Below are 20,223 nucleotides of genomic sequence, written 5' to 3'. Positions count from 1 at the left end.
GCAAGCCTCCTTCTGATAAAAGTGGCATGCTTAGGAGGCCTTGGCCTCGAAGGCGGGCGGAAAATCGCCAAGGGCCTTGGCGTCTCTGATGCGAGCGCCGATATCCTCCTCAATGATTGCTTCCAGCTGCGCGAAGCTGTCGATGACGTAGTAGATCGGCTGGACGATATCGATTCGATAGGGCGTCCTAAGCACCGTCATCAGGTCGAAGGGGCGGAATTCGGTTTCCCTTCCTTCCATCGCTGCCCGCGTCTCGTTGGGAGAAGAGACGATGCCGGCGCCGAAGCAGCGGCGTCCCTGCGGCGTGTCGATGAGACCGAATTCGACAGTGAACCAGAATATCCGGAACAAGTGCCAGGAATATCCCTTGCCGAGCCCGACGGCTTTCTCACCGAAGCGGCGAACGAAATTGGCATAGCTCTGGTTCGTCAGCAGAGGGCAGTGGCCGAAGACCTCATGGAAGATATCCGGCTCTTCGATGTAGTCGATGTGCTCCCGGCGGCGGATGAAGGTCGCCAGCGGAAACTTGCCTTGCGACAGCAATTCGTAAAAGCGCGACGGCGGGATAAGTGCCGGCACGCCTTCCACGCCGAAGCCGGTGGTTTCGTTGAGGCGTCGGTTGATATCGTGAAGCTGAGGAACCTTGTCCGGCTTCAAGCCGAGCAGGTTTACCCCATCCAGATATTCCTTACAGGCCTTGTCGGCCAGCAGCGTCATCTGGCGTTGGTAGAGTTCGCTCCAGATCCCATCTTCTTCGGTCGTGTAATGATAGGTACCGTCCGCATCCGGCAGCTTCGCCGTATAGGTGCTTTCCTTGGGCATGAGCGCCTCCCGATTCGATCCCGCAGCCGGGCTCCTCCAGCCTTAGCCTGCTGTCACCACTATATCCCGGAAAACACGGATAAACATTTCAGTTTTGCCGGTTTATGATGCAAGGATGGGAAAATATCCCGAAAGGAGGCGCCAGAATGAAAGAAACTTTGAAGGTCGCCCGAAAACTCCTTCAGCTCGTGCAGGCAGGAGGCGGTTTCTCGCTTGCCGAGTTGGCAGAGAAAGCCGGGATGTCGCAAAGCACCGCGTGGCGTAAGATCCAGGAACTGGAGGCAGATGGTGTGATCAGAAAGCGGGTTGCCCTTCTTGATCCTGCCAAGCTCGATCTCAAGCTCTGCATCATCGCCCATGTGACTCTGGAGGATCACCACGAGGAGGCCATCGAAGCTTTTGCGAACGTCGTGCGCGATCGGCCGGAGATCATGGAATGTTATGCGCTGTCTGGAACGTTCGACTACATGCTGAAGATCAGGGCAAGCGATGTCGAAGCCTATGAAGCCTTCATGACTCGCCATCTGATGCGCAATCCGCATGTGCGCAACGTGGTTTCCAGCTTCGTCCTGCGCGAACTGAAGTCGACGACCGAACTGCCGATCTGAAGAGATGTCAAAAGCCCCAAATGAAAAAAAGGCGGAACCGAAGCCCCGCCTTTTGAAAGTGCAAGATCCAGAGACGATTAGCGCTTGGAGAACTGGAAGGAACGGCGAGCCTTGGCTTTGCCGTACTTCTTACGCTCGACAACGCGGCTATCGCGGGTCAGGAAGCCACCCTTCTTGAGAACCGAACGCAGGCCCGGCTCGAAATAGGTGAGAGCCTTGGAAAGGCCGTGGCGCACAGCGCCAGCCTGACCGGAGAGGCCGCCGCCGGTGACGGTCGCAATGATGTCGAACTGGCCGGTGCGGGCAGCTGCAACGATCGGCTGCTGCAGGATCATCTGCAGGACCGGACGGGCAAAATAAGCCGAGAAGTCCTTGCCGTTGACGATGATCTTGCCGGAACCAGCCTTGACCCAAACGCGGGCGACTGCGTTCTTGCGCTTGCCGGTCGCGTAGGAACGGCCAAGATTATCGACCTTGCGGACGTGAACCGGAGCCTGGCTTTCGGCCGCCGGAGCGAGATCCTTCAGAGAGGAGAGATCGGCCATGATCAGGCGCTCCTTACATTCTTCTTGTTCAGCGAGGCCACATCGAGAGCGACCGGCTGCTGGGCTTCGTGGGGATGGTTGGAACCGGCGTAAACGCGCAGGTTCTTCATCTGGCGACGACCGAGGGGGCCGCGGGGAATCATGCGCTCAACGGCCTTTTCGATGACGCGCTCCGGGAAGCGGCCTTCGATGATCTGGCGCGCAGTGCGCTCCTTGATGCCACCCGGGTAACCGGTGTGCCAGTAATAGGTCTTGTCGGAATATTTCTTGCCGGTGAGGGCAACCTTTTCCGCATTGATGACGATGACGTTGTCGCCGTCATCGACGTGAGGGGTGTAAGTGGCCTTGTGCTTGCCGCGCAGGCGGTTTGCTACGATGGTGGCGAGGCGACCGACTACGAGGCCTTCGGCGTCGATGATCACCCACTTCTTCTCCACCTCGGCGGGCTTCTGAACGAAGGTTGACATGGTTTTCTCTTTCGTCTGGACCCGTGACATCCGATATCGGATACAGGGCGTTTCTTGTTGCTTGGTTCGACGGCAGAACCGCCAAAAAGAATGCGGGCCACAGGGGTCCGCAATCTGTGGCGGCTTATACCGGTGAGATAAGGATGCGTCAAGGCAGCCGATCTTGACTTAGAAAAAATAATTATAACCATTTCAATGGTTTATCGGTAGGGTATCTATTTACCACACTCAATCTTCGCATGCAGGCCTCGTTGCGGCAGATGGTATAGGAACTGCTTTTGCAGGCTGCTTTAGGTCGGATGTGGGTTTTTGCTGAGAGATGCCGTTGCGGCAACGGAACATCTGCGGCTGGAACGAAGAACCTTCGGCTTGATGCTGCATACAACCTGTGGGCACAGATCGTCGAGGCGCCGCGGAAACCGATAGCAGGCTATCGGCAAAAGAGGTGAACATCGCATTTTCTGTCAACGCCTTGTGAATAAGTATTATTTTTGCGCATCAAGAAAATGTCGGCCAAAAAAGCAATGACTATGATTTTTCACGGGTGATGAATAGTAGGTGCGCCTAATTCAACTATAAGATGCTTCTAATATGCTTCGTACGGAAGCGGAAAATTGCGAGAACATCTATTGAACACGGCCTGTCTGCCATCCTCCGGTCAGAACCGGGTGCATCCCGGCTGCAGCGGAAAACAGTCTTCGGGACCGGGGCGCCTTTTGCAGGCGCGCACGGGGCAGCGAGGAGTGTCCATCGTCGGGACGGTGACGCGATCTGCAAATTCGTGGCCATCGCAGAAGCCGCTGTCTGCAACATAGCGGTCGTAAAGGGTCATCCCGCGTACGTTTCGGGAAGGATAACGCAGGATGACCGCGCCCTCCCGGTCGATCGCACGTTGCACTGCGGCGCAGGACATGCCTGCCGAATTATAGCGCGAGATAGAAAAGGCGGGTTCGGCCGACGCAACGGCGACGGCGCAGGCGATCGCAAGGCTTGTGAGAATTTTTTTCATGACCTGCATCCCATTTACAGAGATAGAGCCATACATAGACGGAAGCGACCGCGCCGCCAGAGGCGTTTCATCACCGGAGCTGCCGTCATGAACCACGACCATTATGATAACGGATATATTGCCGAAATCCTCAAGCACACCAGGACGATCGCTCTTCTGGGGGCTTCGCCAAATCCGGACCGGCCAAGCAATCGTGTTATGGGGTTCCTGCTCGGCAAGGGATACACGGTATATCCGGTCAATCCAGGTCAGGCAGGCAAGCAAATCCTCGGTCAGACGGTGTACAAGACCCTTGGCGACGTGCCGCAACCGGTCGACCTCGTCGACGTCTTCCGCGCCGCCGAGTATTTGGATGGCGTCGTCGACGAGGCCATCGCCCTTGAAACGAAGCCCAAGGTCATCTGGGGCCAGCTCAGCGTACGGGACGACAGGGCGGCGGCAAAGGCGGAAGCGGCCGGCATCAAGGTCGTAATGGACCGATGCCCGGCGATCGAATATCCACGGCTTATCGCCTGACGGTATCAGTCCGCCAACAGTTCCGGCCGGGCGCGCATCTCGTTGAGATGGTCGGCATTGCCGCAAAAGCTCGCGAAATCGATGGCGGCAGTTCCGTCGGCCAGTTCCCTGCGACAGCGGCTCTTTTCTCCGCAGTTCGAGCAGTTGATGTGCATTTCCCGGAGTTCCAGGGGTTCCAGGAGCCTTACCTCTTCCGGATCGATATTCAGAACCCGCATGAGGGTTAGCATTTCGTCTGCCGCATGGGGTCCGCGACGGATCAGAGAAACAAATTCGTCCTTCGACAGTGCGTTGTCACGCGCGAGCATTTCGACCATCTCGTTATCAAGGCTTGCGAGGATCTTTGCCTCCTCGACCGTGTCCCACGCCGAGGAGCACCAGCGGGCAATTCTGGAAGCGAGGCTTTCATGGCGGATAGGGGCTTGATCGGTCATGGTATTCTCCTCTCTATTGTCGAGAGGATAGGCCCACAAGAACAGCAGTCGTTGACCAAGATCAACCAGTTTGGTTTTTGGGAAGCCTGACAACAGGGCTTGGAAAAGATACGAGAGACATTGAGGGAGAGAGACTATGCCGACAAGCAATCCGGGCTTTTCAACTCTGGCAGTTCACGCGGGCGCACAGCCTGATCCGACGACGGGCGCGCGGGCGACGCCCATCTACCAGACCACATCTTTCGTGTTCAACGATGCCGATCACGCCGCGGCATTGTTTGGCCTGCAGCAGTTCGGCAATATCTATACCCGCATCATGAACCCGACCCAGTCGGTGCTGGAGGAACGGGTGGCGGCACTCGAGGGGGGCACTGCGGCGCTCGCGGTCGCGTCTGGTCATGCGGCGCAGATGCTGACTTTCCACACCATCATGCAGCCGGGCGACAATTTCGTCGCTGCGCGAAAACTTTACGGCGGGTCAATCAACCAGTTCGGCCATGCGTTCAGGAATTTCGACTGGCATGTACGCTGGGCCGATCCGGAAGATCCGGCAAGCTTCGACAGCCAGATCGACGCCCGCACCCGCGCAATCTTCATCGAGAGTCTCGCCAATCCCGCCGGCACATTCGTGGATATCGCGGCAATCGCCGAGGTGGCGCAGCGGCGCGGCATTCCGCTGATCGTCGACAACACGATGGCGACGCCCTATCTGGTCCGGCCGCTCGAACACGGCGCCGATATCGTCGTCCATTCGCTGACCAAGTTCATGGGTGGCCATGGCAACTCCATGGGCGGCGTGATCGTCGACGGAGGCACGTTCAACTGGTCGAAATCGGGCAACTATCCGATGCTTTCGGAGCCGCGGCCGGAATATGCCGGTGTCGTGCTGCATCAGACGTTCGGCAATATCGGCTTTGCCATCGCCTGCCGCGTGCTGGGCCTGCGCGATATCGGCCCCGCGATCTCGCCTTTCAACGCCTTCATGATCCTGACCGGCATCGAAACCTTGCCTTTGCGCATGCAGAAGCATTGCGACAATGCAGTCGCCGCCGCCAAATGGCTGAAGGGGCATCCGAAGGTTGCCTGGGTTCGCTATGCCGGTATGGAGGACGATCCGAACCACACCCTGCAGACGCGGTATTCGCCGAAAGGCGCCGGTTCGGTCTTCACCTTCGGCATCACAGGCGGCTACGAGGCGGGCAAGACCTTTGTCGAAAGCCTGCAGCTTTTCTCCCATCTGGCCAATATCGGCGACACCCGTTCGCTGGTCATCCACCCGGCTTCCACGACCCACCGACAACTGACCGAAGAACAGCAGATCGCCGCCGGCGCCGGTCCGGACGTGGTGAGGCTGTCGATCGGCATCGAGGATGCTGCCGACATTATCGCCGATCTCGAACAGGCTTTGTCGAAGATCTGAGGAAAAAATGGCATTCTGGCTGACTTTCGACGCTGCTGCGATCGAGGCGGAGGAGGGCGCTCCGGAGCCCGACCGGGTCATTTCCGGCAGCCCCACCCTTCGCACATGGAATCTCGAAGAGGCCGATGGCGGCCTCTATGCCGGCATATGGGAGGCAACGCCCGGCAAGTGGCGGATCTCTTACGACGAATGGGAATATTTCCACATTCGCTCAGGTCATTCGATCGTGACGGAGGATGGCGGCGAGGCCGTCCAGTTGAAAGCGGGCGACAGCATGGTACTGAGACCCGGCTTCAACGGAACCTGGGAAGTGATTGAAACGACTCGCAAGGACTATGTGATCAGGGTCTAGGAGGCGGATTTCCTTCTTTGTTGAAAGCCTTAGCGAATTCTGGCGAGGAGATGAAGGCAAGGCTGCGCCGGAACTCCTCGGACCTCTCCTTGCCAAAAGCTTCGTCAAAGTGATCCTGGGCAACCTGCCAACGGGCGGTTAGGTCCCGCTGCTTTGCTGCGCCGGCGGTCGTCAGCCGCACCCGCTTCACCCTACGGTCCTTCTGGTCGGGTGCAAGTTCGACAAACCCGTCGCGGATAAGCGGTTTCAGCGTATGTCCAAGCGCGGAAAGGTCCATGACCATGGTTTCCGCGAGGCCTTTCAGAGTTGGCTCGCCGGAGCGGGCGATCTGCGATATGAGTGAGAATTGGGTGCCCTTAAGGCCGGAATCCCCCATGGCATCTTCATAGAGTTGGCCAAGTTGTCTGGCGGCGCGGCGTACTGCGCTGTTGCTGCAGTGAAGCCAGATACCGTCCTGGAGCTGATCTTTTTTCGTCATGGGATATCTGTTTCGTCGCCGCGGATAGTGCCCGATTTTCCCGGCCTCTGCTACCGCCAATAAAAAGTCTTGGTGCCTCTTGCACAGCCGTCTGGTCGTTTTCATCTATTTAGTGGCATATGCCAGTAAAATCCATATCAGGAGATGAGCAAATGACTGAAACCTTGAAACTCGGAACCGCCTTGGTGACCGGCGCATCCTCCGGCATCGGCGCGACTTATGCCGAGCGGCTGGCCCGCCGCGGCTACGACCTCGTCCTTGTTGCCCGCGACGAAGATCGTCTGAACACTGCCGCCGCGCGTCTGTCACGCGAGACCGGTGTGAAGGCAGACGTGCTTCGCGCCGATTTGACGCAGCGCGGGGATGTCGCGGCGGTCGAGACGCGCATGCGGCGGGACGATTCGATCACACTTTTCGTCAACAATGCCGGCATCGGCCCTAAAGGCCCGCTGCTCAAGACCGAGCTCGACTATCTCGATCAGATGGTCAATCTCAATGTCACGGCGGCAAATCGGCTTGCGGTTGCCGCAGCACAGGCATTTGTCGGTCGCGGCAGGGGTGCCATCGTCATTACGGCCTCGGTGGTTGCGCTATGGCCTCAGGTCTTCAGCGGCACCTATACGGCAAGCAAGGCCTTTGTTCTGAGCCTGACGGAATCGCTGGCCACCGAGCTGGCGGGGACCGGTGTGCGTGTCCAGGCGGTTCTACCGGGGCTCACCCGGACGGAAATATTCGATCGTGTCGGCGGATCGTTCGACAACATGGATCCGAACATGGTGATGAATGTCGGCGATCTGGTCGATGCCGCGCTGGCCGGTTTTGATCAGGGCGAACTGGTCACCATCCCGTCGCTTTCGGACAAGACACTCTATGACAGCTTTGAAAAGGCCCGAGGCGAATTGCAACCGCATCTGTCACTCAGCAAGCCGGCTTCTCGTTACGGGGTCGGAGCGGAGACGGCCGCGGCCTGATCAAGGTCCCCACGAAATATCAAGTCTTTCCAACCCGTGGAAGTGGTAGACATCCTTGACCGACGGCGGCTTGGCGATATTGAGCCCCGGCAGCCGCCGGAAGAGGATCGGCAGTACGGTATTCAACTCCAGCCTTGCCAATGGCGCGCCGATGCAGAAATGGATGCCGGCGCCGAACGAAAGGTTCGGCGCCTCCTGCCGGTCTGGTTTGAAGGCCAGCGGATTTGGGAACTTTGCCGGATCGAGATTGGCGGCGGCGAGGATGAGGCTTACCTTGTCGCCACGTTTGAATGTGACGCCGTCGATTTCGACGTCCTCCAAAGCCCAACGCTGAAAGATATGCACCGGCGCGCAGATGCGCAGCGTCTCTTCGACCGTCCGTTCCGTTGCCGTCTCGTCGCGGAAGAGATCGGTCGCCGGCAGCCCGCTTTCCAGGATTACGCGAACCGAGTTGCCGATCTGGTGGACCGTCGCCTCGTGCCCGGCGTTCAGGAGCACGATGGTCGTCGATACCAGTTCGTCATCGGTGAGGTACTGGCCCTTGTGCTCGGTGTGGATCATGTGAGTCAGAAGGTCTTCTCGCGGCTGACGGCGCCGTTCGGCGATCAGTCGCCTGACGTAATCGGCGAATTCCTTAGCGGCACGGTCTGCGGCGTATTCGTCCTCGCGGCTGCGCTTGAACATGTACATGCCCACATAGGCATGCGACCACTTGAGAAGTTGCGGCCCCATCTCGTCCGGAATCCCGATCATTCGGGCGATCATGGTAACCGGAATGATGTCGGCAAAGGAGGACAGGAGTTCCGTCTCGCCCTCCTTCTCGAACCCTTCGATCAGCCGCTCCGCAAGGTCCGCGATTTCCGGCCGGAGCTTTTCGATGTGTCGGGAAACGAAGGCGCGATTGACGAGCGTGCGCAGCCGCGTGTGCTCCGGCGGTTCAAGCTCCAGCAGGGAATGACGCTCGGCCAGATCGAAATTTTTCAGATGCAGCTCTGGCTCCGGTAAGCCAAGCTCCTGGCGGCCGGCGATATGTAGGATCTGGCGACCGAATCGCCGGTCACGTAGAAGCGCGTTCACGTGGTCGTAACCGGTGAAGAACCATTGCTTCTGCTCCATCCAATAGAAGGTCGGGCAGTGGTCGTGGAGAGCCGCATAGACGCGGTTGGGATTACTGTAAAATGCCGGGTTGCGGCCGTCGAGAAAGACGCGGCGGACTTTCAGGTCGATGCGGAGGAAATCGGGCAGTGCTGTCATGCCCGATGCCTATCGCAATCTCTTCTGCCGCGAAAGCCGCTAGTGGCCGACCGCGGCTCCCTCGCGGCGAGGATCGGCACTGCCGGCCAGTCCATTTGCGGTGATCTCGATCGCATGCAGGCCGGAATTCATCTCGCCGGCCTTTACCTCGTATCCAAGCGCCTTCAGCGGCTCGGCAAGCTTCTCGGCGTCGGTCCCGGCTTCGATGTCGTAGGTGCCGAACCGGTTGATGAGATGCGGCTGCGCGACGATCTGCTCCACCGGCATGCCCCAGTCGATATAGGCAATGAGCGCTTGCGCGACGTAGCCGATGATCTGGCTGCCGCCCGGCGAGCCGATGGCGAGCAGCGGCTTGCCCTCCTTCATGACGATCGTCGGCGACATGGACGAACGAGGCCGTTTGCCGGGCTCGACGCGGTTGGCGACCGGCAGGCTGCCGTCATGGGTCTTGAAGGAGAAGTCGGTGAGTTCGTTATTGAGCAGAAAGCCGTTCGTCATCAGCCGCGAACCGAAGCCGCTTTCGATGGTCGTGGTCATGGAGACGACATTGCCTTCCTTGTCCACGATCACGAAATGGCTTGTGGAGGGCAGTTCGATCGCCCCGTCGCGGCCGAAGAGCAGGGCATGGTCCCATTCCGGCTCGCCGGCCTTCACCGCATCGGCGGCAAGCGGCTTGCCGCCGTCGAGCAGGTTGGCGCGCTTGCCGAGATAATCCTTCTTGAGGAGGCCCTTGATTGGCAGAGGTGTGAAATCGGCGTCGGCGAGATAGCGCTCCCGATCAGCGAAGGCCAGGCGTTGGGCATCGCCGATGATCCGCCAGCTTTCCACATTCTGCGGCCCGAGCGCCTTTACGTCGAAATTTTCGATGACGCCGAGCATCTGCCCGATGGCAACCGCACCGGAGGAGGGAGGCCCCATTCCGCAGACATCCAGCGCGCGATAGTTGAAGCAGACGGCCTCTCGTTCCTTGATCCGGTAATTGGCGAGATCGGTAAGCGACAGCACGCCCGGATTGCCCGTGGCCTCGCGAACGGTCTTCACGATGGCCTCTGCAATTGGCCCCTTATAGAAGGCATCGGCGCCGCCCGATGCAATCGCCTTCAGCGTATCGGCATAGTCCGGGTTCTTCAGCGTCATTCCGGCTTTTAACGGCGCTCCGGCGGCATCGTAGAAATAACCCCGGGGCCCGTCGTATTTCTTCAGTCGCTCGCCTTCGGCCGCAAGGAGTGAGGCAAGGCGGGGAGAAACGGAAAAGCCCTCCGCCGCAAGCTTTTCTGCCGGTCGGAAAAGACTGGCCCACTCCGCTTTCCCATAACGTTTGTGCACGTCTTCGAGCAGGCGCACTGTGCCGGGCGTGCCGACCGAACGCCCACCGACCACGGCGTCCATGAATTTCAGCGGCTGGCCCTGCGCATCGAGGAAGAGTTTTGGTGTCGCCTCCATCGGCGCGGTCTCGCGGCCGTCGAACGTGGTCAGCTTAGCGGATCCCGCATCGTAATAGACGAGGAAGGAGCCGCCGCCGAGGCCGGAGCTCTGCGGTTCCACGAGCCCCAGCACCGTCTGGACGGCGACCATGGCATCAATCGCATTGCCGCCGTTGGCGATGATCTCGCGGCCTGCCTCTGCGGCGAGCGGATTGGCCGCTGCGACCATGAAGCCCCTTGTTTCTACGCGTTTTGCAGCGGTGAAGCCCGTCGCCCGTTCCGGCGCCACGGTGTCGGATGCTTGCTGGGCCGGCAGCGGCGCAGCCCAAAGCACCAAGGAAAATACAACTCCACTGAAAAGTCCCGTCCGCATGATGCATCCTCCGCAACGCTTTGCCCATCACCGGAATGTGGGCGTCCGGAGGCGAAGGGCAAGAGGTCAGCGCTGGCCGAGGGCGGCCAGTTGTTTGAGCGCTACCACTTGGCGGTCGGCGCGCAGGTCGGTCGGGGATTCGACTTCGCCCTGCCGATCGACGGCGGGAACGATGAAGGCTTCTATGCCGGTATCGATCGCGGTGCGGTCGCGGCCGCACTCCTTTGCGGTATAGAGAGCCCGGTCGGCCGCGGTGAACAGGAGATCGAGATCGGCATTGTCGGCCACTGCAAGGGCGATCCCGACACTCACCGTGACCTTGATCTGGTGGTCGCCGGCGTTGATCGTCTGTCGCTTTAGCGTGAGCCGGATTGCTTCCGCGATGCTGGCTGCCTCCACCATATCGCCCACCCGCAGGATGGACGCGAATTCCTCGCCGCCCATCCGGCCGAACGAACCGCGGCCTCGCAGCGACGTCTGGCCGACCATCGAGAAAGCGACCAAAACGGCGTCGCCCGCCTGATGGCCGCAGCGGTCGTTTATCTGTTTGAAGCAGTCAAGATCGAACTGCAGCATGGCGATCAGTGGCCTGTCACTCCTCTGAACGCCGCAGAGCCCGTGGAATTCGTCGATCAGGCCGCGCCGGTTGAGCGCGCCCGTCAGCGGGTCGGTGAGCGCCAATGCCTTCAGCTTTTCCTCCGAGCGTTCCGTCAGCAGCCTTGCAGTGCCGGCGACGAAGGCGATGAAGCAGAAGGCGGCGGGAAAAAAGAGGAGCGCGGCATTCGGGGCGGACGCGAAGGACACCGGGGGACGCATGATCGCCAATACGGCGCTGATCCCGTTTGCGAGAAGCTGGATGCCGATCAAGAACGCCAGGAAGCGGCGGGTCGAGCGGGAGGGGCCGTTGTTTCGCACAAGTATGCCGATCAGGATCGCATAGCCGACTATGGCCGCGCCGTTGTAGAGGACGACGCGGTTAGGGAAGCTCTCGCGCACCGGGTCGAGAAACATGCCAGCGATCCAGATGAGTGCCGGAATGGCGACAAATCCTCCGACTGATTTGCCATCGAACTGCAGAAAACCGGCGATCCAAAAGCCGACGCCCGTGAAGACGACAGTATTGGCGATCTCGATCGATACGAAGTCGGGGATATAGCCGCGCAGGGCCAGCAGCGTCACACCCAGCCCATGGAGCGCAAAACCGCCACCCCAACTCAGGTAAAAGCGTTCTCGCTCATAGAACCAGCGTGACCAGAGAAGCACAGCAAGCGTCATCGCCTCCGCAGCCCAAATCACCAGGCCCGTCAAAATATCCACAACAAACCCCCACGCCCCAGCTTCGGGCACGGCCAGCATGACGGAAAGTCTTTAAAATGACGTTGCCGATCATGCTCGGATCCTGCCGAGGGAATCGAGCAGGGATTTTAAATACGCTCTCGATCTTCATCCCCGCTTTACTCTGATCCCTCAAAAACTTGTGCGGCTTGACAAATCCAGGTTCTGGCCGGCTGCGATCTCGGGAAAATCGCGATAGCGGTCAGTTTCGCACATCCTACGGCGATTAAGGATATCGGATGCTCCGTCTTGAAGTACCGGGCGTTGACACTCTATGTAGGGATGACCCATTCCATTTGATTCCGGAGCGCCTTTCTGCCTTCGGCCCGGGATCAAGAGAAGCTTGACAAAGGACGGACATGAGAAATCCAGTTGATACCGCAATGGCCTTGGTGCCGATGGTCGTCGAACAGACCAATCGCGGTGAGCGCTCCTACGACATCTTTTCGCGGCTTCTCAAGGAGCGCATCATCTTCCTGACCGGTCCGGTGGAAGATCAGATGGCGTCGCTCGTCTGCGCGCAGCTCCTTTTCCTCGAGGCCGAGAATCCAAAAAAGGAAATCGCCCTGTATATCAATTCGCCCGGCGGCGTCGTGACCGCCGGCATGGCGATTTACGATACGATGCAGTTCATCAAGCCTGCCGTTTCGACACTTTGCATCGGCCAGGCGGCTTCGATGGGCTCGCTGCTGCTTTGCGCCGGCGAAAAGGGCATGCGTTTTGCAACCCCGAACGCCCGCATCATGGTGCACCAACCCTCGGGCGGTTTCCAGGGCCAGGCGTCGGATATCGAGCGCCATGCCCGTGACATATTGAAGATGAAAAGACGCCTGAACGAGGTCTATGTGAAGCACACGGGCCGCACCTATGAAGAGGTCGAGAAGACGCTCGACCGCGACCACTTCATGGCGCCTGACGAGGCCCAGGACTGGGGCGTCATCGACAAGATCCTGACCTCGCGTCTGGAACTTGAGGGTGGCGCTGCAGATTGAGTGTGATGGCGGATCCTGTGCGTCTCACCCCGTTGTGAGCAAAAAAGGGTTTCAAGTCGCACGGAAAGCGCTATTAGTACCTATTAATGCTGTGTTGAACTTTTGTGACATAGCATGCGTTTCTTGAGGGTTTCGTTGCCGCCGATCTGCATGGTGTGGCCGGATCGGTAGAGTACCCTTAGGGCAGGCGGTGCGTCAGTCCGTCAGGACGCGTGCCGGCGGGCTGTAGAGTGGACCGCGCCCGTTTGACGTGAGCGCGGAGTGCTGGAAGGAAAGTGATATGAGCAAAGTCAGCGGCAGCAACGGCGGCGACTCGAAAAATACCCTGTATTGCTCTTTCTGCGGAAAGAGCCAGCACGAGGTCCGGAAGCTGATCGCCGGACCGACGGTATTCATCTGCGATGAATGCGTCGAACTGTGCATGGACATCATCCGCGAAGAGAACAAGACCTCGATGGTCAAGTCGCGCGACGGGGTTCCGACGCCGCAGGACATCATCAAGGTCCTCGACGAATATGTCATCGGCCAGAAACAGGCCAAGCGCATCCTGTCGGTTGCGGTGCATAACCATTACAAGCGCCTCGCGCACGCCTCCAAGGGCGGCGATGTCGAGCTCGCGAAGTCGAATATCATGCTGGTCGGCCCGACCGGCTGCGGCAAGACCTACCTTGCCCAGACGCTCGCCCGCATCATCGACGTTCCCTTCACGATGGCGGACGCGACGACCTTGACCGAAGCCGGTTATGTCGGCGAAGACGTCGAAAACATCATCCTGAAGCTCCTGCAGGCTGCGGATTACAACGTCGAACGCGCCCAGCGCGGCATCGTCTATATCGACGAAGTCGACAAGATCTCTCGCAAGTCGGACAATCCTTCGATCACCCGTGATGTGTCGGGCGAGGGCGTCCAGCAGGCGCTTCTGAAGATCATGGAAGGCACGGTTGCCTCGGTTCCGCCGCAGGGCGGCCGCAAGCATCCGCAGCAGGAATTCCTGCAGGTCGATACGACGAACATCCTGTTCATCTGCGGCGGTGCCTTTGCCGGTCTGGACAAGATCATCTCCGCCCGCGGAGAAAAGACCTCGATCGGCTTTGCCGCAACGGTTCGTGCCCAGGACGAGCGCCGCGTCGGCGAAGTGCTGCGCGAACTCGAGCCTGAAGATCTCGTGAAGTTCGGCCTGATTCCGGAATTCATCGGTCGTCTGCCGGTTCTGGCGACGCTCGAAGACCTCGACGAAGACGCACTGATCCAGATCCTTTCCGAACCGAAGAACGCGCTCGTCAAGCAGTACCAGCGCCTGTTCGAGATGGAGGACGTGGAGCTGACTTTCCACGAAGACGCGCTGCGCGAAATCGCCAAGAGAGCGATCGTCCGTAAAACCGGCGCTCGTGGCCTTCGGTCGATCATGGAAAAGATCCTGCTCGACACGATGTTCGAACTGCCGGCTCTGGAAGGCGTCCGTGAAGTGGTGATTTCCGAAGAGGTCGTGCGCGGCACTGCGCGTCCGCTCTACATCTACGCGGATCGCCAGGATGAGAAGGCGAACGTTTCCGCCTGATCCGAGTGACCGGACAATAACCTTGAAGAGGCCCCAATGGGGCCTCTTTGCTAAGCAGCATGACCTCCTGTTTTTTGATTATCCATGATTTTTCCATGGCGAAGAATTGCACGATATTCGCCTTGCATTAGAAGCGGCGCGGGAAGATCATCGTTGTTACGGCTGCTTCGTTTGTTTGCGATTGCAAGTGGGACTGTCGGCGATCATGTCCGTATCCTTGGCGTTCTGCGTAAGCGTTTGAGTTGAAGCACGCTTTGCAATAGCATTGTCACAATCCTCCGAGGCAGCAGGCTTGCAAGGCTTGAAATCGATTTTCAAACACTCCACTTTGAGCGGGAGTGAAATACCTGGGTGATTTGCCCAGAACGTTTCCCGGAAACGGGACGATGGAAAGGAAATGAAATGACGAATTCAACGTCTGCGGCATCTGGCGGCGAAACCTATCCGGTGCTGCCGCTGCGCGACATTGTGGTCTTTCCGCATATGATCGTGCCCCTGTTCGTCGGACGGGAAAAATCAATTCGCGCGCTTGAAGAGGTCATGGGATCCGACAAGCAGATCATGCTCGTCACCCAGATCAATGCCAGCGACGATGATCCCGAACCGTCCGCGATCTACAAGGTTGGCACAGTCGCCAATGTGCTGCAGCTCCTGAAGCTTCCCGATGGTACCGTGAAGGTGCTTGTCGAAGGGCGCGCCCGCGCCAAGATCGAAAGTTATACCGATCGGGAAGAGTTCTACGAAGCAAAGGCCGATGTGCTGGCCGAACCTGACGAAGATGCGGTCGAGGTGGAGGCGTTGTCGCGCTCCGTGGTTTCCGAATTCGAAAACTACGTCAAGCTGAACAAGAAGATCTCCCCTGAAGTGGTGGGTGCTGCAAGCCAGATCGAAGACTATTCGAAGCTTGCCGACACGGTCGCCTCGCATCTGTCGATCAAGATCACCGAAAAGCAGGAAATGCTCGAGACGGTTTCCGTCAAGCTGCGGCTCGAAAAGGCGCTCGGCTTCATGGAAGGCGAGATCTCAGTCCTGCAGGTGGAAAAGCGCATCCGCTCGCGCGTCAAGCGCCAGATGGAAAAGACCCAGCGCGAATACTACCTCAACGAACAGATGAAGGCGATCCAGAAGGAGCTCGGCGACGGCGAGGAAGGCCGCGACGAGATGGCCGAACTGGAAGAGCGCATCTCCAAGACGAAGCTGTCCAAGGAAGCCAAGGAAAAGGCCGATGCCGAGCTGAAGAAGCTCCGGCAGATGAGCCCGATGTCGGCGGAAGCCACCGTCGTGCGCAACTATCTCGACTGGCTGCTCGGCATTCCGTGGGGCAAGAAGTCGAAGATCAAGGCCGACCTCCACAATGCCGAAAAGATCCTCGAGCAGGATCACTTCGGTCTCGACAAGGTCAAGGAGCGCATTATCGAGTATCTCGCGGTGCAGGCCCGTGCCACCAAGATCAAAGGTCCTATCCTGTGCCTGGTCGGTCCTCCGGGTGTCGGCAAGACTTCGCTGGCCCAGTCGATCGCCAAGGCGACTGGCCGCGAATATGTCCGCATGGCGCTCGGTGGCGTTCGTGACGAAGCCGAAATCCGCGGCCATCGCCGTACCTATATCGGCTCGATGCCCGGCAAGGTCATCCAGTCGATGAAGAAGGCGAAGAAATCCAATCCGCTTTTCCTGCTCGACGAAATCGACAAGATGGGCATGGATTTCCGCGGCGACCCGTCGTCGGCCCTGCTCGAAGTGCTTGACCCGGCGCAGAACTCGACGTTCATGGACCACTATCTGGAGGTCGAATACGACCTATCGGATGTGATGTTCATCACCACGGCGAACACGCTGAACATTCCGGCACCGCTGATGGACCGCATGGAAATCATCCGCATCGCCGGTTACACGGAAGACGAAAAGCGCGAAATCGCCAAGCGTCACCTTCTGCCAAAGGCAATCAAGGAACATGCGCTGCAGCCGAACGAGTTCTCGGTCAGCGACGATGCCCTGATGGCGGTGATTCAGCAGTATACCCGTGAAGCGGGTGTCCGTAACTTCGAGCGCGAATTGATGAAGCTCGCCCGCAAGGCGGTCACCGAGATCATCAAGGGCAAGACGAAATCGGTCGAAATCACGGCGGCCAACATTCACGACTATCTCGGCGTGCCCCGCTTCCGCCATGGCGAAGCAGAGCGCGAGGATCAGGTCGGGGTCGTTACCGGCCTTGCCTGGACCGAGGTCGGCGGTGAACTGCTGACCATCGAAGGGGTGATGATGCCGGGCAAGGGCCGTATGACGGTCACCGGCAACCTCAAGGAGGTCATGAAGGAATCGATTTCGGCTGCGGCATCCTATGTCCGTTCGCGCGCCGTCGATTTCGGCATCGAGCCTCCCCGCTTCGACAAGTCCGACATCCACGTTCACGTGCCGGAGGGGGCGACCCCGAAGGACGGTCCGTCCGCAGGTGTCGCCATGGCAACCGCTATCGTGTCGACCATGACCGGGATTCCGGTCAACAAGAATGTGGCGATGACCGGTGAAATCACCCTTCGCGGCCGTGTGCTGCCGATCGGTGGCCTCAAGGAAAAGCTGCTCGCAGCTCTCCGGGGCGGCATCACCAAGGTTCTGATCCCGGAAGAGAATGCCAAGGATCTGGCTGAAATTCCGGACAACGTGAAGAACAGCATGGAGATCATTCCGGTTTCCCGCATGGGAGAAGTAATCCGCCATGCGCTCGTTCGCCAGCCCGAGCCCATCGAATGGGACGGCACGGTGGAAACGCCGGTCATCGCGACAGTCGAGGGCGTCGACGACGTCGGCGCCGCGATCGCGCATTGATCGACAGGGTTCCGTATATGCCAATTTGGCACTGACCACTGAAAAAGCCGGCTTAAAGCCGGCTTTTTTTGTGAAAACTTTCGTAGACCCCTTGTTTTTCAGGCGATTGCGGAGCTTTTGGGTTGCCAAGGCCGGACGGAAAACTATTGTCGGCCTCGAAATACATGAGTCGTTCCAAAACCGTTGAAAGGGGTGGAAACATGAACAAGAACGAGCTGGTATCCGCAGTGGCCGAAAAGGCTGGCCTCTCCAAGGCCGATGCCGCATCCGCTGTTGATGCCGTTTTTGAGACCGTACAGGCTGAACTGAAGAAGGGCGGCGATATCCGTCTTGCCGGTTTCGGCAGCTTCTCCGTTTCCCGTCGCGAGGCGTCCAAGGGTCGTAACCCTTCGAGCGGCGCTGAAGTCGACATTCCGGCACGCAACGTGCCGAAGTTCTCGGCCGGTAAGGGCCTGAAGGACGCAGTCAACAGCTAACGCGCTGCCTTTCAGGCACCCGTACAGTCTCGAACAAGAAAAGGCCCGGTTTCCGGGCCTTTTCCTTTTGGCGGCATTGTCATCCGCCTGTCACGCATCTGGCCCACAAGCCATCTGTTCGTTTCAAGGACAGAGGGGCTTCCCATGACATTTTCACTTCGTGCCGCCATGACCGCTGTGCTTCTGGCGTCGGTCGCAGTGCCGGCCAGCGCCGAGCAGGTGTTCAACCGCATTGCATCTTTCCCCGTTGCCAGCAATCTTCCTGCCGATAAGGACAAGAAGGCAACCACATCGGCAGAGATCATCACCGCCAGCGAAGACGGCAAGACGCTCATCTATTCTGACAGCCCGCTTGGCGCGATCGGTTTCATCGACATCACCGATCCCAAGGCTCCGAAGGCACTCGGCGCCGTGACTTTCAAGGGCGAACCGACGTCGGTTGCCGCGGTCGGCAACAAGGTTCTGGCAGCCGTCAATACCGGCGAAAGCAAGGCCAAGCCAACCGGCATGCTCGCCGTCGTCGACATCGCCACGAAGAAGGTCGATCTGACCTGCGATCTGGGTGGCCAGCCGGATTCGATCGCAATCTCCAGGGACAAGACCTTTGCGGCGATCGCCATTGAGAACGAGCGGGACGAGGATGTGAATGACGGCGCGCTCCCGCAGATGCCGGCCGGCGACCTCGTCATCGTGTCGCTCAAGGACGGCACTGCCGACTGCGCGTCGATCAAGCATGTCGATCTGAAGGGCATTGCCAAAGTCGCGCCGGAAGATCCGGAGCCCGAATTCGTCGCCATCAACGATGCCGGCGAAATCGCCGTGACGCTGCAGGAAAACAACCACATTGCCATTGTCGACGGCAAGACAGCCAAGGTCATCGGTCACTTCTCCGCCGGCAAGACCGACTTGGATGGCATCGACAACAAGACCGACGGCCAACTTGCGTTTACGGGCAAGGCCGAAGGCGTGCTCCGCGAGCCTGACGCCATCAAGTGGCTCGACCACAACCGTCTGGCCGTCGCCAACGAAGGCGACTGGAAGGGCGGTTCGCGCAGCTTCACCATCTTCGACCGGAGCGGCAAGGTTCTCTATGAATCCGGTGCCTCACTGGAGCGCGAGATCGCTCGAATCGGCCATTTTCCGGACAAGCGTGCGAAGTCGAAGGGTGTCGAATTGGAAGGCATGGAGTTCGCTTCCTTCAACGGCCGCAATTTCATTTTCGTTCTCTCCGAACGCGCTTCCGTCGTGGCCGTCTACAAGGATACCGGCGCCGAACCGCAACTTGCCCAGCTTCTGCCCTCGGGCATCTCGCCGGAAGGTGCTGTCGCCATTCCTGGCCGCAACCTGCTCGCCACCGCCAATGAAGCCGATCTCGGCGAAGACGGCGGCGCCCGCTCACATGTGATGATTTATGAGCTTGCCGAAGGCCGGCCTAGCTATCCGACGCTCGTCTCGAAGGATGTCGACGGCAATGTAGTCGGCTGGGGCGCTCTCTCCGGCCTTGTCGGCGACGCTGAAAAGGATGGCATTCTCTATGCGGTCAGCGACAGCGTCTACAACATGCAGCCGTCGATCTTCACCATCGATACGACCAGGAAGCCGGCCGAAATCACCAATGTCCTGCGGGTGACCCGCAACGGACAGCCGGCCCAAAAGCTTGATATCGAGGGCATAGCGCTCGATGGAAAGGGTGGTTTCTGGCTGGCGTCGGAAGGCGATTCGGCCAAGTTGACCGGCCACGGCCTCTACAACGTCAACGCCAAAGGCGAGATCAAGGTTGAAATCGGCCTGCCTGCCGACCTCCTTGCCGGCGAAACCCGCTTCGGTTTTGAGGGTGTGACAACCGTTGGCTCCGGCGACGACCTCACGCTCTGGATGGCAATCCAGCGCGAGTGGAAGGACGATCCGAAGGGCACAGTGAAGCTCCTCTCCTACAAGCCGAAGAGCAAGGAATGGGGCGCCATCCGTTATCCGCTGGAAAAGGCGGATGCCGGCTGGGTCGGCCTGTCGGAAATCACCGCGCACGGTGACCACGTCTATATCGTCGAGCGCGACAACCAGATCGGCGACAATGCCAAGCTGAAGAAGCTCTATCGCGTCGCGATCGCCGACCTGAAGCCGGTGAAGCTCGGCGGCGAACTGCCACTGGTAAAGAAGGAAGAAGTCCACGACTTCATTCCGGATCTAAAGGCGACCAACGGCTATGTCCTCGACAAGCTGGAAGGCTTTACCTTCGACAAGTCCGGCAAGGCCTTTGCCGTCACCGACAACGATGGCATCGACGATTCCTCGGGCGAGACGCTACTCTTCCCAGTCGAGTTGAAGGGAACGAACTGAGCATCACGAAGAGATATGGAAAGGCCGGG

Annotated in this window: 19 protein-coding genes; 10 read left to right on the top strand and 9 right to left on the bottom strand. The window is 59.1% G+C overall.

Going from position 1 to position 20,223, the window contains the following annotated elements; all coding sequences use genetic code 11:
- Positions 1-30: 30 nt before the first annotated feature.
- Positions 31-822, bottom strand: coding sequence for a phenylalanine 4-monooxygenase (locus C5L12_RS10535; RefSeq protein WP_105371993.1), 792 nt, complete (start codon positions 820-822; stop codon positions 31-33).
- A 146-nt stretch (positions 823-968) separates the two neighbouring features.
- Between C5L12_RS10535 and C5L12_RS10530 the strand changes: the two genes are divergently transcribed.
- Positions 969-1,430, top strand: a complete 462-nt coding sequence (locus C5L12_RS10530) for an Lrp/AsnC family transcriptional regulator (RefSeq protein ID WP_105372068.1) — start codon at positions 969-971, stop codon at positions 1,428-1,430.
- Between the two features lie 77 nt (positions 1,431-1,507).
- Here the strand turns inward: C5L12_RS10530 and rpsI are convergent, their stop codons facing one another.
- From rpsI to C5L12_RS10515, 3 genes are all read right to left on the bottom strand, one after another.
- Positions 1,508-1,975 (bottom strand): 30S ribosomal protein S9, encoded by a 468-nt coding sequence (gene rpsI, locus C5L12_RS10525; RefSeq protein ID WP_105371992.1) that lies wholly within the window; start codon positions 1,973-1,975, stop codon positions 1,508-1,510.
- Between the two features lie 2 nt (positions 1,976-1,977).
- Complete coding sequence (gene rplM, locus C5L12_RS10520) at positions 1,978-2,442, bottom strand: 50S ribosomal protein L13 (protein WP_105371991.1); 465 nt, start codon at positions 2,440-2,442, stop codon at positions 1,978-1,980.
- Between the two features lie 658 nt (positions 2,443-3,100).
- On the bottom strand, positions 3,101-3,451 hold the full coding sequence (locus C5L12_RS10515) for a hypothetical protein (RefSeq protein WP_105372067.1): 351 nt from the start codon (positions 3,449-3,451) through the stop codon (positions 3,101-3,103).
- Between the two features lie 87 nt (positions 3,452-3,538).
- On the opposite strand from C5L12_RS10515, the gene C5L12_RS10510 reads away from it, so the two are divergent.
- Positions 3,539-3,967, top strand: coding sequence for a CoA-binding protein (locus tag C5L12_RS10510; RefSeq protein WP_105371990.1), 429 nt, complete (start codon positions 3,539-3,541; stop codon positions 3,965-3,967).
- Between the two features lie 5 nt (positions 3,968-3,972).
- Here C5L12_RS10510 and C5L12_RS10505 read toward each other — a convergent pair whose 3' ends face one another.
- Positions 3,973-4,401, bottom strand: a complete 429-nt coding sequence (locus C5L12_RS10505) for a DUF6455 family protein (RefSeq protein WP_105371989.1) — start codon at positions 4,399-4,401, stop codon at positions 3,973-3,975.
- A gap of 136 nt (positions 4,402-4,537) precedes the next feature.
- On the opposite strand from C5L12_RS10505, the gene C5L12_RS10500 reads away from it, so the two are divergent.
- Both C5L12_RS10500 and C5L12_RS10495 read left to right on the top strand, forming a co-directional pair.
- Positions 4,538-5,821, top strand: a complete 1,284-nt coding sequence (locus C5L12_RS10500; protein WP_105371988.1) for an O-acetylhomoserine aminocarboxypropyltransferase — start codon at positions 4,538-4,540, stop codon at positions 5,819-5,821.
- Between the two features lie 7 nt (positions 5,822-5,828).
- On the top strand, positions 5,829-6,173 hold the full coding sequence (locus C5L12_RS10495; protein ID WP_105371987.1) for a cupin domain-containing protein: 345 nt from the start codon (positions 5,829-5,831) through the stop codon (positions 6,171-6,173).
- On the opposite strand, the gene C5L12_RS10490 is transcribed toward C5L12_RS10495, so the two are convergent.
- Positions 6,163-6,651 carry a MarR family winged helix-turn-helix transcriptional regulator gene (locus tag C5L12_RS10490; protein ID WP_105371986.1) on the bottom strand — a complete coding sequence of 163 codons (489 nt, stop codon included), beginning with the start codon at positions 6,649-6,651 and terminating at the stop codon, positions 6,163-6,165. The two genes, C5L12_RS10495 and C5L12_RS10490, sit on opposite strands and share 11 nt — an antisense overlap.
- Positions 6,652-6,803: 152 nt before the next feature.
- On the opposite strand from C5L12_RS10490, the gene C5L12_RS10485 reads away from it, so the two are divergent.
- On the top strand, positions 6,804-7,622 hold the full coding sequence (locus C5L12_RS10485) for an SDR family NAD(P)-dependent oxidoreductase (RefSeq protein ID WP_105371985.1): 819 nt from the start codon (positions 6,804-6,806) through the stop codon (positions 7,620-7,622).
- On the opposite strand, the gene C5L12_RS10480 is transcribed toward C5L12_RS10485, so the two are convergent.
- The 3 genes from C5L12_RS10480 to C5L12_RS10470 all read right to left on the bottom strand — a co-directional run bounded on the left by C5L12_RS10480 (position 7,623) and on the right by C5L12_RS10470 (position 11,990).
- On the bottom strand, positions 7,623-8,876 hold the full coding sequence (locus C5L12_RS10480) for a cytochrome P450 (RefSeq protein ID WP_105371984.1): 1,254 nt from the start codon (positions 8,874-8,876) through the stop codon (positions 7,623-7,625).
- 39 nt (positions 8,877-8,915) lie between these two features.
- Complete coding sequence (gene ggt / locus C5L12_RS10475; RefSeq protein WP_105371983.1) at positions 8,916-10,673, bottom strand: gamma-glutamyltransferase; 1,758 nt, start codon at positions 10,671-10,673, stop codon at positions 8,916-8,918.
- Between the two features lie 66 nt (positions 10,674-10,739).
- Positions 10,740-11,990 (bottom strand): GGDEF domain-containing protein, encoded by a 1,251-nt coding sequence (locus tag C5L12_RS10470; protein WP_157949030.1) that lies wholly within the window; start codon positions 11,988-11,990, stop codon positions 10,740-10,742.
- 377 nt (positions 11,991-12,367) lie between these two features.
- Between C5L12_RS10470 and clpP the strand changes: the two genes are divergently transcribed.
- The 5 genes from clpP (at position 12,368) to C5L12_RS10445 (ending at position 20,194) form a co-directional block, all read left to right on the top strand.
- Positions 12,368-13,000 (top strand): ATP-dependent Clp endopeptidase proteolytic subunit ClpP, encoded by a 633-nt coding sequence (clpP, locus tag C5L12_RS10465; RefSeq protein ID WP_105371981.1) that lies wholly within the window; start codon positions 12,368-12,370, stop codon positions 12,998-13,000.
- A gap of 280 nt (positions 13,001-13,280) precedes the next feature.
- Positions 13,281-14,558: an ATP-dependent Clp protease ATP-binding subunit ClpX gene (gene clpX, locus C5L12_RS10460; RefSeq protein ID WP_105371980.1), complete on the top strand. Its 1,278-nt coding sequence runs from the start codon at positions 13,281-13,283 to the stop codon at positions 14,556-14,558.
- Between the two features lie 402 nt (positions 14,559-14,960).
- Positions 14,961-17,381, top strand: a complete 2,421-nt coding sequence (gene lon, locus C5L12_RS10455; protein WP_105371979.1) for an endopeptidase La — start codon at positions 14,961-14,963, stop codon at positions 17,379-17,381.
- A 200-nt stretch (positions 17,382-17,581) separates the two neighbouring features.
- Positions 17,582-17,857 carry a DNA-binding protein HupB gene (hupB, locus tag C5L12_RS10450; RefSeq protein ID WP_105372066.1) on the top strand — a complete coding sequence of 92 codons (276 nt, stop codon included), beginning with the start codon at positions 17,582-17,584 and terminating at the stop codon, positions 17,855-17,857.
- Between the two features lie 144 nt (positions 17,858-18,001).
- Positions 18,002-20,194 carry an esterase-like activity of phytase family protein gene (locus C5L12_RS10445; RefSeq protein WP_105371978.1) on the top strand — a complete coding sequence of 731 codons (2,193 nt, stop codon included), beginning with the start codon at positions 18,002-18,004 and terminating at the stop codon, positions 20,192-20,194.
- The last annotated feature ends 29 nt before the right edge of the window (positions 20,195-20,223 follow it).

This window comes from Neorhizobium huautlense, from assembly GCF_002968575.1.
Lineage (GTDB): Bacteria > Pseudomonadota > Alphaproteobacteria > Rhizobiales > Rhizobiaceae > Neorhizobium > Neorhizobium huautlense.
This window is presented reverse-complemented; position numbering and strand designations above follow the sequence as displayed.